The following is a 16,082-nucleotide window of genomic DNA, read 5'->3' as shown; positions in this document are numbered from 1 at the left end:
CCGAGGAGGTGGTAACACTGCCGGGGATACCCGTCAACCAAACGCTTACCTGTTATGAAAAACGACTACCCATTTTTACTTCTTTTTAGGTTGTTTAGACCTGCCAATCATTTACGTCACCGGTTTAGTTTGCTTCTCCTGCTGTGCTTCAGCACCCAGTTAGCAACCTTTGCTCAGAACGGCCCCACCTGCAGTACGTACACTACCATCGACGTCACCAATAGTAGTCTGGCCAGCAACACCATTTATGGCATTTTTGCCGTAGCCGGTCCCACGAGCGCGAGTGTGTATGCAGCCACTAACTCAGGGCTGGGTATCTCGACCGATGGCGGCAGTACGTTCACCAACCGTCTTATTGGCAACAGTGGCCTGGGAGATAACCGGGTCAACGGCGTATTTGTACTAAACAGCGTTATTTATGCCGCTACCAGCGGTGGCCTGAGCATCTCGACCGACGGGGGCACCTCCTTCACGAATCGAACCAACGGCCTGGGCAGTGTTTCCGTAAACGGCGTATATGCGGTGTCGGGCCCCGGCAGCACGACCGTCTATGCCGCCACAAACGGTGGCCTGAGCGTGTCAACCGACGGTGGGACGACTTTTGTTAACCGGACAACCAGCAACGGCCTGGGTAGTAATGCCGTGAACGGCGTATATGCGGTATCGGGGCCTGGCAGTACGACCGTCTATGCCGCCACGAATAGTGGCGTGAGCATCTCGACTAACGGGGGCACCTCCTTCGTTAACCGGACCAATGGCCTGATCACCACGACCGTAAATGGGGTGTATGCCGTGTCGGGACCCAGTAGCACCACTGTCTACGCGGCCGTGAACGCTGGGTTGGGCATTTCCACCAACGGCGGTACTTCCTTTACCACCCGAACCAAAGATAACAGTGGCCTGGGTCTGGCCAGTGGGAGCAATCCGGCTAACGGCGTGTTTGTGCTGGGAAATACGGTTTACGCAGCCGTACAGGGCGGACTGAGTATCTCTACCGACCGGGGGAATACGTTTACCAATTACACGACTGCCAACGGGTTAGGAAATAACTTCGTGAGTGGGGTATACGTGGCCGGGGATGTTATCTATGCGGCTACCAACGGAGGAGTAGCTTATTGCGATCCGGCGTCGCCAACGCCTGCCATCGCGGACCTGACTGGTAGTCCGAACCTGGTTTGCGCCAGTAGTCCCGTCACCTTCACGGCTACAGTGGGCAACGTCACGAGCAGTTATAACTACACCCTGACCAATGGCAGCAGTCCACTGTCTGGTACAGCTACCGGCAATTTCAGCCAGAGTCTGACCGCCAGCGGCTCCGGTGTACAGACCTATACGCTAACCGTGAGCAATGGTGGCCAGTCAGCCACGGCGATGACCAGCCTGACGGTGGGCCAGCCGGGCGTGGTCCGTCTGTATGTGAAAGCCAATGCCAGTGGGGCCAACACGGGGGTGAGCTGGCAGGATGCCTTTACGGATTTGCAGTCAGCGCTAAAGTACCCCTGCCTGGGTAGTCTGCGCGAGATCTGGATTGCCCGGGGGGCGTATAAGCCAAGATCGAGTCTCAACCTCAATGATGCTTTTTCTATGCTGCCGGATGTGGCCATTTACGGGGGCTTTGACGGCACCGAAACGGACCTAAGTCAACGGCCTCCTATCACCCTGAGCAACCCTTCCTCAACGACCCTTTCAGCAGATGTCGATGGCGATGGTACTTCGGCAAACAATTCCTATTTCCTTATTTACAACACGCGTCGGCTCACCAGCACAGCTATTCTGGATGGAGTTGTTATCACCCCGCCCACCTCGGGTTCATCATTTGGAGCCGTCATGAACAACAGTAATGGCAATACAAATGAAACCTCGCCCGAATTACAATTCGGCAGTGAGAGCAGCCCGCAGTATCGGAACCTGTTGTTTACTGGTAATAATAGCAGTCTTTCTGTAGTTAACACGGCTATAAAAGGGGGAATTACCAGCCCCAGTTTCATAAACTGTGTGTTCCGTGACAACCCAATTGCACTGGTATTCAATCAGGGAAATGATTATTCTTCGGGTGTTTCACCAGTGGTTGCTCCCCAGTTTGTGAATTGTGTCATTGCCAATAACGTGAACAGTCCCGGTTTCCCTTTTCTTATCCTATCTCAGGCTAATTCCACTGATCAGTCCGCATTTATCAACTGTTCGTTTCTGAACCTTCCAACAGGAGTTGTTGCCACGAACACGAATGGGCTTTCTCAGAATGACATCCGGTTTACAAACTGTGTGCTGTGGAATACCGGAGGAGCGAACACCTTTACGAAAGCGAATGCTAATTCGGTGCTCAACGTAACCGTTCAATACAGTCTGCTCGACCAGGCCACCACTGGCTATACCAGCGGACCGGGCAACCAGACCACCACCGGCTCCTCCTTCGTGTCGGCCACCAGTGCCCAACTGCGGGACTGCTCAGTGGCTATCAACACGGGCAGCAATCAGGCCTATACCGCAGTGAATGGGCCAACTACAGATATAGCTGGTAATGCTCGCCAGTACAACGGCGGTGTCATCGATCGGGGCGCCTACGAGTATCAGAATAACCCCAGCAGCCTAACCGTAGGTAACCCCAGCGTCACGACGGCTATGGCCAATCAGCCTTTCAGCCAGAGTTTTACAGCCAGTGGTGGCGGCAGTGGAGTCTACAGTTTTAGTGTGGTCAGTGGCAACTTACCCACCAGCCTGAGTCTGTCGGCTAGTGGGGTGCTGAGTGGCACCCCCACGGTGGCAGGCAGCTACTCAGTGCTGGTGAGTGCCCAGGACCAGAACGGTTGTGTGGGCGTAGCCAGCGCGGCCTACAACCTGACGGTGAACTCTGCGGCTCTGCCCTGCGGGACGGTGGTGTACGTGACCCAAACCGGAGCGGGTTTGCAGGATGGCAGCAGTTGGACCAATGCCTTCAGCGGTACGGCCCTGCAAACGGCCATCAACACAGCCGCTAATTGTGGGGCTCAGGTCTGGGTGGCTCAGGGCATCTACAAACCCACCACCGGAACCGATGTGAATATTAGTTTTGTAATGAAAGAGGGCATAGCCATTTACGGCGGCTTTACAGGGGTTGAAACAGCGGTAAGTCAGCGACCGGCGGTCAACCCCGTCACGGGGCAACCCTCCAGCAGCACCCTCTCGGGCGATATTGGCACACCCGGCGATTCGGGGTATACCAGTGACAACAGCGCTCATGTGGTGCGAAGTGAGCCGGGCCTCACGGCCAGTGCTGTGCTGGATGGCTTTGTCGTCACGCGGGGTAATGCCTCCAATGCCCTCCCCATTGGGAGTAACCAAGGGGGAGGGCTTTACAATGTAGGGAGTAGCCCTGCCATTCGCAACTGCTACTTTGTGGAGAACAATGGCAGCAATGCAGGGGGGGGCATCTACAACCAAAACGGTAACCTCAGCATCACCAACTGCCGCTTTGGCGATGGCGGGACAAGTAATAACGGTACTGCGTTGGGCAACACAGGTACCTGTAGCGTGACCATAGCCAGTAGCTTGTTTGATGGCAAGATAACCGATTCTGGAGGGGGCATTATCCAAAATTATCAGGGCAACATTCGGCTTACGATTACGGGTAGTACCTTCCGGGATAACACTATTTCTAACTACGGGTGTATTTATAACGTAAGTGGTGCCACTGTTCAACTGGAGATGACAGACTGTGTGGTGCAGAACAATACATCGGGTGCAGCTGCTGGGATTTTCCATTTCACCGCGGGTTCAATCGTCCTTACCCGCTGCCAGTTTGTGGGCAACTCCGTCACTGATGACGATGGCGGGGCAATTTACTTCGCCAGTGGCGCTAGCCTGGTGGCCCATGACTGCTCCTTTACGGGTAACTCGGCTTCAGGTGATGGGGGCGCGATCTATCTGGGCGGTAGTGGTAGTCAAGCCTTGACGCTCGATCTGACCGGCTGCGTTTTTAGCGGTAACCGTAGTGGCGGCTATGAGGGTGGAGCCGTATTTGTGGACAACTTGAATGCCTCACCCACCCTGATTAATACGTCCTTTGTGAGTAATACGGCTACCAATGGTCGTGCGGGAGCTTTAGGGTTAAATACGAACAGTACCCGTCTAATCAACTGTTCGTTTATAGACAATCGGGCGGCTGTGCAGGGCGGAGCTATCTATGCCGAGGGTAATCTGCTGGTGACTAACAGTTCGTTCCAGGGCAACCAGGCTCCCCAGGGGCGCGTGGTGTATGCGGATGGGGCGAGGAGTCAACTGGTCAACTCGGTGCTGTTCAACAACGGGGGTGCCAACACCTTTGTGCTGACAAACGGAGCCAGCCTGTCGGCCAGCTACAGTGTGTTCGAGCCCGGCGTGACGGGCTACACCGATGGGGGCAACAACCTGACCACCACCGTCTCGCCCTTTGCCTCCACGACGTCCACTCAACTGGCGGCTTGCTCACCAGCTATCAACACGGGCAGCAATCAGGCCTATAGTGGGGTGAGTGGTCCGGCTACGGATTTGGCCGGTAACGCCCGTCAGTACAACAACGGAGTCATTGACCGGGGTGCCTATGAGTACCAGGGCAACCCCACCACGCTAACGGTGGCCAACCCGGCTGTCAGCACGGCTACCGCAGGGCAGGGCTTTAGTCAGTCGTTCACGGCCAGTGGTGGCAGTGGGGCCTACAGCTTCAGTGTAGTGAGCAGTAACCTGCCAGCCAGCCTGAGTGTGTCGGGCACGGGCGTGTTGAGTGGCACCCCCACGGTAGCGGGCAGCTACTCGGTGCTGGTGAGTGCCCAGGACCAGAACGGCTGTGTGGGAGTAGCCAGCACAGCTTACAACCTGACGGTTAATCCGGCTGCGTCACTAACTCCCACCATTACGGGTTTTATGGCTAGTTCTCAGTCGGTTTGCGCGGGTAGCCCCATCACCTTTACGGCTACGATAGGCAACATAACGAACAATTATGACTGGTCGCTTTCCAATGGGGGAACTCCGGTTGTCAGTCCAGGCCCGACGACAGCAACCGCCTTTAGTGTCGTACAAACAGCCCTTGGTTCGGGTGTACAAACCTTTACGCTCACGGTGACCAGCGGAGGACAGGTAGTGACGGCCACTACGAGTCTGATCGTAAATAGCTTACCTACCGCAAGTCTGATCAACAACGGCCCCCTGACCTGCACACAGACCAGCGTGACGCTGACGGCTTCGGGCGGGGCCAGCTATAGCTTTACCAATAGTAGTGGCCAGCTAGTGCCGGGAAGTGGCAACACGCGCACGGTGAGCAGTCCAGGCACCTACTCAGTTACCGTGGGTGATGCAAATGGCTGTGTGAGCACTACTAGCACGACGGTGGGCCAAAACGTTATAGCGGCCTCGGTGAGCATCAGCCCATCCAGTGCCACACTGACCAACTCCACCCCTTTAGTGAGTCTGACAGCCGTAGGAAGTGGGACGTTTCTTTGGTCAACCGGTGCCACTACCCAGGTAATCTCGGTAACAACCAGTGGCGTCTACTCCGTAACACTAACCAATCCAACAGGCTGTACTGCTACGGCCAGCGTGGCGGTGAGTGGGGCGGACCTGACGGTGACTCTGGAGTTACCCCAGGCCAACTTTGCTGCCCCAGGCAGCGTGGGTAACTTTCTGGTCAATGTGTTTGAAGTGGGGGGCTTGCCCACCTCATCAGGCAATGTGACCATTACCATCACCGCCCCTATCGGCTATACGCTTTCGTTTGCCTCAAGTCTAACCAGTATCCAGGTATCAGGGGGAAGTATCGTCCCAGTCGATAACAGCCAGTGGACAATAACCAATTCACTGTCGGCCCGGCAAATGACTCTGACAATGAATTCAGGAGCCTTTATTAACGGTGGGGGCGAATCGAGCCTAGGCTTTAGCATCACCCGAACGAGTGCGAATTCAGGCAGTACGGCCAGCATCTCGGTCAATGTGGCCGATGATCTGACCATGACGTATGATGGCAATTTAGCCAACAATGTGTACGCTCGCATTATAACGGGCTTGTGAGATGTTCTATAAAAGAGGACTAGTGAGAGGGTTTATTGAGGTGGCACAAAGTGGGGCCTCTCAATAAACCCTCCCATAAGTGAGACGGCTTTCACAAAGGTGGGTTGGGAATCATCTACTAATAAGGCATAACAAACCCATGTGACGAATTTGGTTCGTTTTTTTAGATTTACTCAGCAGTACGGGTAAGACATCAACCGTTAATAGGTCGAGTTGATTTTGACAATAAGCGCGCAACGATGGCGACGATCAAAATGCAAATTGACAACTCTGCCCCAGTAACGAGGATGGGAAAAAGGCACTGAAGCAGTTATTGGAGCAAAAGGAATGAACTAGTGTTCTGTAGATTTATCATTCTTGCCGGGTTAAAATCCGGCGCAAAAACACAGAATGGATGAGCTGCGCTGGGTTTTACCCGGCGAGAATGATAAATACTAAGCCACTCTTTTGATAGAACGAACGCAGTGAAAGCTTATACCCGAATTCGCTTTACTAGTAAAATGACTAGCGAATTTTTTCCATTCCTGTTCACTGGGAAGACGATAGGTAACCAGCGTCTTGGCAGATGCATTTGCCATCTGCATGGTTTGATAAGGAGCTATTTTTGCGTGCGTGAGTAAATAGGTAGCCGTTACGCTACGCCATTCGCAGTACGCTAAAGCTTGATGCCAACTTACGCCCACCACAGGAGCGTCCTGATTTTTAGGGCTGGTTTGCTGCTTACCCCACTGATCAGGTGTCATTGACTGACCTAGCTTTTTAGACAAAGCTGGATCGTTGTGAATAGCTTGAAGAAAAATTGACCAGTTTTTATTTGATACTGGTTGTTGATCAACGATGGGTTGAGCACTCGTAACTGAGTAATAGAAGAAGCTTAAGGCAAGGAGGGCTGATGGCATGATATAATTCGATTTAGTTCTACTGGCAGAACGGATCATCGAAATTTTAATTGTTTGACATCCAGTGATCTAATCCTTGGTCTGGGTCCTCAACTATCTTTGTGATTAGAATGAAATTTTATAATCGCAGAACAGGTTCTTCTGAAAACAAACTGAATACGCGTTAACTCATGGTGGAGATCGAGAGATTCCGGGAAATGGCCCTGTCGTTTCCCCAAATGACCGAAGGGCCTCACTTCGACAAAACGTCGTTTAAAGTAGGAAAGAAGGTTGTTGTAACGCTCAATGCCAAAGAAAATCGGTGTTGTCTGAAATTATCAGAAATTGATCAGGACCTTTTCTCAACATTTGATCGGACGGTTATCTATCCAGTGCCTAATAAATGGGGAAAACAGGGATGGACATTGGTCAGTTTACAGAAGGTAAACGAAGAAACGCTGCTCGACGCTCTAATGGCTGCTTATTGTGAAGTCGCACCGAAGAAGTTGGCAGACCTAGTCCGACCAAATTATGACGACCAACTCTGATAAGACGCGCCCTGAACCGTCATTTCAACACAATCAAGTAACCGTAGATGGCGTGTCTATACATGTGATTTCGGCTGGGCAAGCAACCAAACCCGCTGTATTGTTTTTACATGGCTTTCCCCAAAGTTGGCTGGCATTCCGAAATGTGATGACATCTCTGGCTGATGAATTCTACACGCTGGCTATTGATTTGCCGGGGATTGGCGAGTCTGAAAAAATTCCGACTAATGACACACTCACCATTGCTCATTATGTAAAGGGTGTACTTGCCGAACTAGGACTGACGAACGTAACCTTAGTTGGGCATGATCTCGGAGGTATGGTTACTTATGCTTTTTTGCGGGCATACCCAACCGATCTCGCCAGGGCGGTCATTATGAATGTCGTTGTTCCAGGAGTTGATCCCTGGAATTTAGTGAAACAGAATCCGCACATCTGGCACTTTCCCTTTCACTCCATTCCCGATTTGCCCGAAGCGTTGGTAATGGGGAAACAACGCATCTATTTCGATTATTTCTTCAACACCATCTCCGCGAAGCCCGATAAGATCGACGAGCAGGCCCGGAATGCGTATGCCGAAGCCTATGCCAGTTATGATGCGCTTCATACTGGTTTTGAGTGGTATCGAGCCTTTGGACAGGATGAAAAGGAGAATATTGCTGCTAAAGGAGAACTCGTTCAAACACCCCTGCTGTACCTGCGAGGAGAGCATGAATACGGAACTATTGAAGACTATCTGACGGGTTTTCGAGAAAGTGGGTTAGTCAATGTTAGCGGGCAAATTATTCCGGGTAGCGGTCACTACGCACCTGAAGAGGCTCCTGACGAGGTGGCTAATCGACTACGAGCGTTTGTTCAATAGCTTTTGGCAAATAGTACGATTATCAGCTCAGTAAGTTTCTGCATTAGATTCTCCTAATGATTCCCTTATGTGGGTCAAAACGGAGACGATTTATGAAGCTACGGCTATTGATTTTAGCAGGGCTGATTTGCCAGGTTGCTCACGCACAACTGCCGGTAGATTTGTCTGGTTACCAGAAAAAGAGTGGTACGAGTGTAACGAGTCAGGGAAACAGTTTGGTGATAAGCTGGCCTGCCAAGGGGAAAGAAACGGCTAAACTTGTCCTCAATCTCAACCAGGCAAAACCACTCTTCAGCAGCATTCAGTTAACCCAGCAAGGCAAAGTTCATGAGATTGTGAAAGAGCTGGACCCTGCCTTCGTGCTGACTATTGGTAAGCGGGATTTAGTCTCTCAAAATGGCTGGAATATCTTTTTCGACAAGACCAATAAGTTGCCCCATAAATCCTACGCGGTTGAGTTGACCAAGCGGGCTGCCAGCGTCAAAACCATCGGCACACGGACGGTAGTGCGGCTCTCAGAAGTAAAAGCGGCTACCTTTAGTGGGGCACTTGAAATTACAGTGTATGCAGGTAGCCCATTGATTAATGTGGCTGCCGTAATGGCCACCGAAGTGGACTCAACGGCCATTCTGTACGACGCAGGATTAGTGACGAAGCAGCCTGTGTGGAACACATTGGCCTGGGCCGATACGGACAACAATATGCAGAGTATTGCCGCTGACCTGAATCTGCCTAATAAAGCCCAGGCGGTTAAATACCGAACAATTATTGGCGTTACCAAGAGCGGAAGTCTGGCCGTTTTTCCCGCACCACACCAGTATTTCTATCCGCTGGATGAAGCCTACAACCTTGATTTTACGTGGTATGGGACCAAGTATCGGAGCCTGATTCCTGATTTTGGTATTGGTATCCGGCAGGATTTAATGGGTGATAGACGTTGGGTTCCCTGGGTCAACGCCCCTCCAGGAACCCAGCAACGACTAAACTTTTTCTGCCTGCTGAGCGCCGATACCCCCGCTAAAGCTCTTGACGAAGTCAAGCGATTCACGCACAACGACAAGTACCCGGTGGTGTCAGGATACAAAACGATGTCGAGCCACTTTCACAACGAGCATACCATGAACACGGTGCTGGCGGGAAAGCCGGTGCCCGAAGTGCCTAACTTTGTGAAGGTGTTCAAAAACGCTGGTGTCAATATTGTGCATCTGGCCGAGTTTCATGGACCGGGACACCCCAAAGGGCCTGATGATCAGCGATTACTTGAACTCAAAACGCTTTTCGGTGAGTGCAAACGACTCTCTGACAGTGATTTTCTGCTGCTTCCGGGAGAAGAACCTAACAATTTTTTCGGAGGGCACTGGCTGGACTTCTTTCCAAAGCCGGTGTACTGGATTATGTCCCGAAAGCCTGATATGCCATTTGTAACAGACGATCCAACCTACGGAAAAGTATATCGCATTGCCGATAAAAACGATATGCTGAAGCTTCTGCAGGTCGAAAATGGCCTTGCCTGGACAGCCCACGCCCGAACGAAAGGATCAACAGGTTTCCCGGATCAATACAGAGACGAAGAATTCTATAAATCCGACCACTTTTTTGGGGCCGCCTGGAAAAATATTCCCGCCGATTTGTCGGAGCCAAGATTGAGTCGACGGGTGTTAGACCTGATGGACGATATGGCCAATTGGGGCTTGAAAAAACACGTCATCGCTGAGTCGGACATTTTTTCGATGGAGCCAGAGAACGAAACCTACGCCCACCTGAATGTCAATTACCTACAACTGGATAAACTACCCGAATACAGTAAAGGCTGGCAACCCGTTCTGGATGTGATGAAGCAGGGGAAATTCTTCGTAACAACGGGTGAAATTATGCTACCCAAATTCACGGTCAACGGCAAAGGGGCGGGGGAGACACTGCAACTGCCTGCCGATGGAAAAGCAACGATCAATCTGAATGTTAACTGGACATTTCCGCTAACGTTTGCTGAAATTATATCCGGTGATGGCAAGCAGGTATTTCGTGAACGGATTGATTTAACGAATACGTTACCCTTTGGCAAACAGGCATTTAACTTTACAACGAATCTCAAAAATAGAACCTGGGTACGAGTTGAGTTTTGGGATGCGGCCGTCAATGGTGCTTTCACGCAGCAGGTTTGGCTAACACATTAACTAGTCGCGCGGATTTTAACCACCAAGGGACAGAGTAAAGAAAATCTAGATTGTTTTTTGTCATTCCGACGCCAGGATGAAGCTTAAAGCAGCTTATTTGTCAATGAACCTGTTTAGGATTTTGAAAAAGGATAAGAGTTGAGTGATTTTTGTCATCCCGACGCAGGACCGGGCCGCCGGAGCGGGGATATTCGGATTAGACTGAAAAACTTCCGGCTACAGAATATCCCCGCTCCGGCGGCCCGGTCCTGCGTCGGGATGACAAAAATGCTCTCGAACTGAAATCCTAAACAGGCTCATTCCTAAGCTTCCTCCCGGCGTCGGAATGACAAAAATGATGAACAGTTCCTTTTTAAGAATTAGCCAGAAAGCGATGACGGTATTTGTTCCATTTGCCTTTAAGCTTCCATGACTTCCGATGCATAGCTTTCCAGATGGCATCGTAGGCTTCGGTGTTGATCTGAGGATTAGTCTGATGCTGGCTAACTAACCGGTCTTTTAACACGTTGAGCGTGTACAAACTGAGGCAGTTTTCAACATCATTCAGAAAGTTTTCTGGACTTGGTAAGAATGGACTTTCTGGGGCTATTGGCTGCGTTTGCATACGGTGTAATTGATTGATTTTCTATATTAAATATACGAGTTTTATCGCACTTTATCAAGCAAATTGACTGGTGATTATTATGATTTTTAAGCGTGAAATGATAGCTTATATTGCTGAAAATCAGTGGTCTATTTCATCGCCCGATTTGACGGTAACCGCTGACCCATCGGCCAGAAATACCGAAACGGGTGGATGCTCAAAAAACGGTACAAAGTCAGTTCCGTAGAGAGTGGCTACATCGCAGCGAACGTCGTAGGTCTTTACTGGGTAGATGTTCCAGGGCGGGTGAACAACTTCATATTCTGATGTACGTTCATCACCCCGTCGTGTATAACCCCAGTAATGTTCGGTGATAAAGGCTTCCTCACTTTCGGCCACAAGCGTATGTCCGATTCGGTCGGCACTGACCCGAATACGGTTCCAGTGAGAGTCAACTTCCCACTCATACTCAATATGTTGGACATGTTCCTGAATATCCCAACGATGGCGCATGGGGTGCGTTTCATAAGGTTCGCCATATAGTGTATTGGCTACCAGAGAAATGGCGAATTTGGGGACCAACTCTTTCACAAATACGACACCGCGTCTCCAGCCAGTGGGCGATTTCCGTCGGACATAAAACCGTAAGTTGAACTCTTCAAACTCCCGATGGAAGGGCACTGGCACACGACCCAGCAGTTTTACATTCTGGAAATAAAACCCTACCAGACTCGCGTAGCATACGCCGTTAAACTCGTCGAGTTCGGTGCCGTATGGAACAAGGGGCGCCAGTACCCGACGATCGAGGGCATAGTTGGCAAAGATTAGATTTCGCCATTCGGCGTTGAGAAAAGTAGTTGCCATAGGGGTCAGGAAGGCCAGTTTTCCATGAGCCAAAGGTAAACATTTGTATGGTTTACAGTTAGTTAGGACTTTCTCAAAAGTGGATGGGAAGCCGTGCCACGGTTTATTTAAACATCATGAAAGAACCGTGGCACGGTTTTCCATCCACTTTTGCCTATAAGTTATTCGCCTTCAAGAATATCAAGGATGATTTTACCAATGTGTTCACCAGTTGCCATCAACGCTTGTGCCTGAGCGGCTTCTGCCAGCGGAAAAGTCCGGTAAACAATAGGCTTCAGGCGACCATCGATTACTAATAGCCAAACTCTCTCTTGGACATCCGCAACCAGATCGGCTTTAAACTGGGCGTCGCGTGGTTTGAGCATACTGCCGCTAAGCGTAATCCGTTTTTGCATCAGGGTTGGAATATGGATCTGACTATCGGCACCTTTCATGGCATTGATAAACATCAGTCGTCCATCGGTAGCGAGTAGCCGGAGATTTTTAGGGGTATAATCGCCCCCAACCATGTCGAGCACAACGTTGATGCCCACGTCCGCAAGCGCTTTTTCAAAGTCTTCTTCTTTATAATTGACGCATTTAGTGGCCCCTAACTGTTCGCAGGTAGCACATTTTTCTTTACTGCCTGCCGTTGCATAGACAGTTGCTCCGAATGCTTTCGCCAGCTGAATGGCCGTGACGCCAATTCCACTGCTTCCACCATGAATAAGAAAGTTTTCACCCGTTGTCAGATGTGCCCACTGGAAAACCGTTGACCAGACAGTCAGAACAGTTTCGGGTAAGGAAGCTGCTTCAACAAAGGATAAACCTGCCGGAATAGGCAGGCAATGCCGCTCATCGACAGCGACATAGTCCGCATAGCCACCGCCAGCAATGAGCGCACAAACCCGATCCCCAATTTGCCATCGACTGGTGTTAGGCCCACATTGCTCAATAATTCCAGCAACTTCAAGTCCCGGAATCTGACCGATCGGGTCTGTTCCATAACCCCCTTCCCGTAAGAGAATATCGCTTCTATTGACGCCAGCCGCCCGAACTCGAATCAATACCTGTCCAGGTTCGAGTGGTGGAATAGGGCATTCCTGTAGTTGAAGTATGTTGCTATCGTCTTGTCGGATTATACGAACTGCTTTCATACATCGATAACCTGAAAACCACTCATTTTGTCTGATAAAACGTTTGCTATTATGTGGATGTCCTAGGTGATTAGATTGTACCTACGGGCTTCAGCCCGTATTGCATGATCCAAAACACCGGCCGAAGCCTGTAGGTACAACCGAATCCCCCAATTCACGTAGAGGATAACTTGAATAGCTTGCTACTAAGCAAGGTTTGTTTAAGAGCGGTGTAAATATGAGTAACTAAAAAAAACAATAAACGGGACTAGGTATTTTTATTATTACTATTTGGGTATTTGATAAACAAAATATTTAAGTATTTTTATAATTAGTTTCAATAAAACAAAATATAATACCGTTTAATATACAATTAACCTTCAATTATACTATATGAAGACTATTTGCTTTATAGGTGTATCTGCTCTACTGTGGGCTTCTGTATCGTGCCAATCGGATCGGGAAACTACGCAAACGCCAGCGCCTGTTTCATCGTCGGTTTACAAGGAGAATGGCTCCGACATTGGTACTTCAGCGGTCACTCCAGATCTGGCAGGGGCACGCGCTGCGGCTGCTACAACGGATCAGCAACAACAAGTATTAAACTACATTAATGCGGCTCGTTCTAAACCCTGCAAATGTGGCACAACAACTTATCCGGCTGTTCCAGCTTTGACTTTAGATACTCAATTGAACACTGCTTCCGACAAATTTGCGGTTGATCTGGCTACCTATAACTACTTCAGTCATACCGGTCGGGATGGCTCAATGCCCTGGGACCGTATGACCCGCGAAGGTTATATCTGGAGAGCAGCGGGCGAAAACATTGCCGCTGGCTATTCTACACCACAAGCCGTTGTGGCAGGCTGGCTAGCGTCAACGGGGCACTGCCAAAATATTATGAGCGCCAATTTTAAAAATGTAGGCGTAGGCTATGGCTATTCGGCAAGTAGTACCTACAAACACTATTGGGTAACCGATTTCGGTACCCGTAGGTAATAGTAACCTAACCGCAGAGAACGCAAAGGTCTCAAAGGAATTTGATTAATTCCTTTGAGACCTTTGCGTTCTCTGCGGTTAAATAAAAAATAGCTGTATAGTCTCGCATCTAATCAAAGTCGCCGGATTGTCGTTTCTTGCTCCGCCCTTCTTTCCGAATACCAATAAAAAAGCCGACACTGTTATCATACAGATCGCCAATGTCAGTAGCTACCGATGCATTCGCTGTTACCCCGTTGAGGATGGCAAGTGGAGCGGCTATTGACAGAACCGACGAGAATTGATGTACCGGTTTGTCGAACGGAACCTCATAGGTGCCGAGATTCGTACTGTAAGAGGCTTTTACCTGAAACTGAAAAAAGTCGAGCATCTGCCCTGAAAGTCCCAAATGCATGACTGATACCCGATTATTATTTGTAAAACTGTAGCGGGGAAGATTACTACGACTGTCGGTCGATGGACTGATAAAGGGAGTACCCATGGTGAGGCCATAGCGCGACCAGCCATCCTGATATTGTGAATGATTGAAATAATTATCGCGGCCTCGATGGGCGTCATTTTCCAGAAATAAATTTCCCCCCTGACTTTCGGTGTACAGATATTCGAACAGGATGTCCTGAATTTGTAAACCGTTGGGATTCCGGGGACGCCGATTGCGAATCCGTAGTCCGTTTAAGCCATCCTGAATATTAGTAAGATAGAATAGAGAACCATCCTCGTAGATATTTTGCCGATAAGCGAAGATCGAAAACGAACGAGCCGTGTATTCAAACGCTAGGTCGACTGTGCCGAGGTGATTCCCGATCCGATTTTTTCGATCAAATTCACTGACCCGATTCGTGTCGATATCGGTTCGGTTTCCCAGTGTGACGGCTGTGACAACATTGATATAATCACTGAATTGATTAGGTAACTGATTGTTTTTAATAACCGATCCTGGCAAACGTTCGGTATTCCCTCCCCACATAACCTCGTGATTGATCCCCGCGAAAAGTTTGAGCCGCCAGTGCGGTTTGCCAAACCGACCGTAGAGGGCTTTTTGGTGGAGCATCGTATTATTGACAAAGCGATCTTCCTCAAACCAGCCATGTGCGTAAAAGCCCTTGAAGCCAAATAAACTATTGCGGGGAAGGTAGTCGTTAATCGCAATCTGGATTTTAGCCATGGGTAGCGTATTGCCCGACCAGGCGTACGAACCCGATGTGAGCGTGGAGTCGACTAATCCGATTAGTTCACGGCGTCGGCCTGCCCAGACTTCAAAATTTTTACCAAACCTCACTTTTACGTAGGCCTCCGGAATTAATAATTTATAGTTGTAGCCAGCATTAAATACCGCTTCGGCTCCCCAGCCCCAGTCGATACGTCGATTGGCCGCCCGAAGACTGTCGAGTTTAGTTTTTGGTGATTCATGATAATCGACGCGTAGGCCTTGCCGAACAGTCATAAATGCCTGATCTTTTGCGACGATTCCATATTGATTGGCTCGTAGCCAAAACGGAGTTTGGCCCGATGTGGCAAAATAAGTATCGACTTCAGTATGGTAATGAAGTTGTTTATCAGTCTGCCCAAAACACAAAACCGACCACAAAAAACAAGGGAGAAGTAGAAGTATATTACCAAATTGACTCATAATTATCGTTATTCTCCACTTAAGTTTTTACTTTTTGATTTCGTTATACTATGTATACGAAAACATACAATTAGTTTCATGCATAAAACATGCCACTCTATTAGTAGTTGTTAGTCATAGTGTTATGAAGATTGTTGAGGCCATGTCGATGATGTGTTTAACGTGTTTGTTTCGCAAGGCGATCAATATTGGCTACCTTTGTGAGGCCGCTCAGAAAATAAGATTTTATTGGTAAGCTTTGATATTATTGGTTACAAATAGAGTAGACCAACGTAGGTCAGGATTATTAGTACTGAGTGTAGCCCAAATTTTTTAAACCAACGAACTGATTTAAGGGAAGAGTCCCTGTTTGCGAGGATGAAACGTGCACCTGAGAAGGTCATTATCTGCAGCATTAACTAACTCAACCATTCA

Annotated in this window: 10 protein-coding genes; 5 read left to right on the top strand and 5 right to left on the bottom strand. The window is 49.4% G+C overall.

Annotated elements, in window-relative coordinates; translation table 11 throughout:
* The first annotated feature begins 54 nt into the window (after positions 1-54).
* Complete coding sequence (locus H3H32_RS13255; RefSeq protein ID WP_182463161.1) at positions 55-6,015, top strand: choice-of-anchor Q domain-containing protein; 5,961 nt, start codon at positions 55-57, stop codon at positions 6,013-6,015.
* A gap of 434 nt (positions 6,016-6,449) precedes the next feature.
* On the opposite strand, the gene H3H32_RS13250 is transcribed toward H3H32_RS13255, so the two are convergent.
* A complete protein-coding gene (locus H3H32_RS13250) occupies positions 6,450-6,914 on the bottom strand; it encodes a formylglycine-generating enzyme family protein (protein WP_182463160.1) in 465 nt (154 codons plus the stop codon).
* Positions 6,915-7,084: 170 nt separating this feature from the next.
* Here H3H32_RS13250 and H3H32_RS13245 point away from each other — a divergent pair, with 170 nt between their 5' ends.
* From H3H32_RS13245 to H3H32_RS13235, 3 genes are all read left to right on the top strand, one after another.
* Positions 7,085-7,441: an MmcQ/YjbR family DNA-binding protein gene (locus H3H32_RS13245; protein WP_182463159.1), complete on the top strand. Its 357-nt coding sequence runs from the start codon at positions 7,085-7,087 to the stop codon at positions 7,439-7,441.
* Positions 7,425-8,303, top strand: a complete 879-nt coding sequence (locus tag H3H32_RS13240) for an alpha/beta fold hydrolase (protein WP_182463158.1) — start codon at positions 7,425-7,427, stop codon at positions 8,301-8,303. Before H3H32_RS13245 ends, H3H32_RS13240 begins: the two co-directional genes overlap by 17 nt.
* A 92-nt stretch (positions 8,304-8,395) precedes the next feature.
* Positions 8,396-10,477 (top strand): CehA/McbA family metallohydrolase domain-containing protein, encoded by a 2,082-nt coding sequence (locus H3H32_RS13235; protein ID WP_182463157.1) that lies wholly within the window; start codon positions 8,396-8,398, stop codon positions 10,475-10,477.
* Between the two features lie 352 nt (positions 10,478-10,829).
* On the opposite strand, the gene H3H32_RS13230 is transcribed toward H3H32_RS13235, so the two are convergent.
* The 3 genes from H3H32_RS13230 to H3H32_RS13220 all read right to left on the bottom strand — a co-directional run bounded on the left by H3H32_RS13230 (position 10,830) and on the right by H3H32_RS13220 (position 13,060).
* The gene (locus tag H3H32_RS13230; RefSeq protein ID WP_182463156.1) at positions 10,830-11,081 is read right to left on the bottom strand and encodes a hypothetical protein; all 252 of its coding nucleotides are present in this window, start codon (positions 11,079-11,081) and stop codon (positions 10,830-10,832) included.
* 120 nt (positions 11,082-11,201) lie between these two features.
* Positions 11,202-11,924 carry a YqjF family protein gene (locus H3H32_RS13225; RefSeq protein ID WP_182463155.1) on the bottom strand — a complete coding sequence of 241 codons (723 nt, stop codon included), beginning with the start codon at positions 11,922-11,924 and terminating at the stop codon, positions 11,202-11,204.
* Between the two features lie 161 nt (positions 11,925-12,085).
* Positions 12,086-13,060, bottom strand: a complete 975-nt coding sequence (locus H3H32_RS13220; RefSeq protein WP_182463154.1) for an NAD(P)H-quinone oxidoreductase — start codon at positions 13,058-13,060, stop codon at positions 12,086-12,088.
* A gap of 372 nt (positions 13,061-13,432) precedes the next feature.
* Here H3H32_RS13220 and H3H32_RS13215 point away from each other — a divergent pair, with 372 nt between their 5' ends.
* Complete coding sequence (locus H3H32_RS13215; RefSeq protein ID WP_182463153.1) at positions 13,433-14,038, top strand: CAP domain-containing protein; 606 nt, start codon at positions 13,433-13,435, stop codon at positions 14,036-14,038.
* A gap of 109 nt (positions 14,039-14,147) precedes the next feature.
* Here H3H32_RS13215 and H3H32_RS13210 read toward each other — a convergent pair whose 3' ends face one another.
* Complete coding sequence (locus tag H3H32_RS13210; RefSeq protein ID WP_182463152.1) at positions 14,148-15,668, bottom strand: capsule assembly Wzi family protein; 1,521 nt, start codon at positions 15,666-15,668, stop codon at positions 14,148-14,150.
* Between the last annotated feature and the right edge of the window lie 414 nt (positions 15,669-16,082).

The sequence above is a fragment of the Spirosoma foliorum genome (genome assembly GCF_014117325.1).
GTDB lineage: Bacteria > Bacteroidota > Bacteroidia > Cytophagales > Spirosomataceae > Spirosoma > Spirosoma foliorum.
This window is presented reverse-complemented; position numbering and strand designations above follow the sequence as displayed.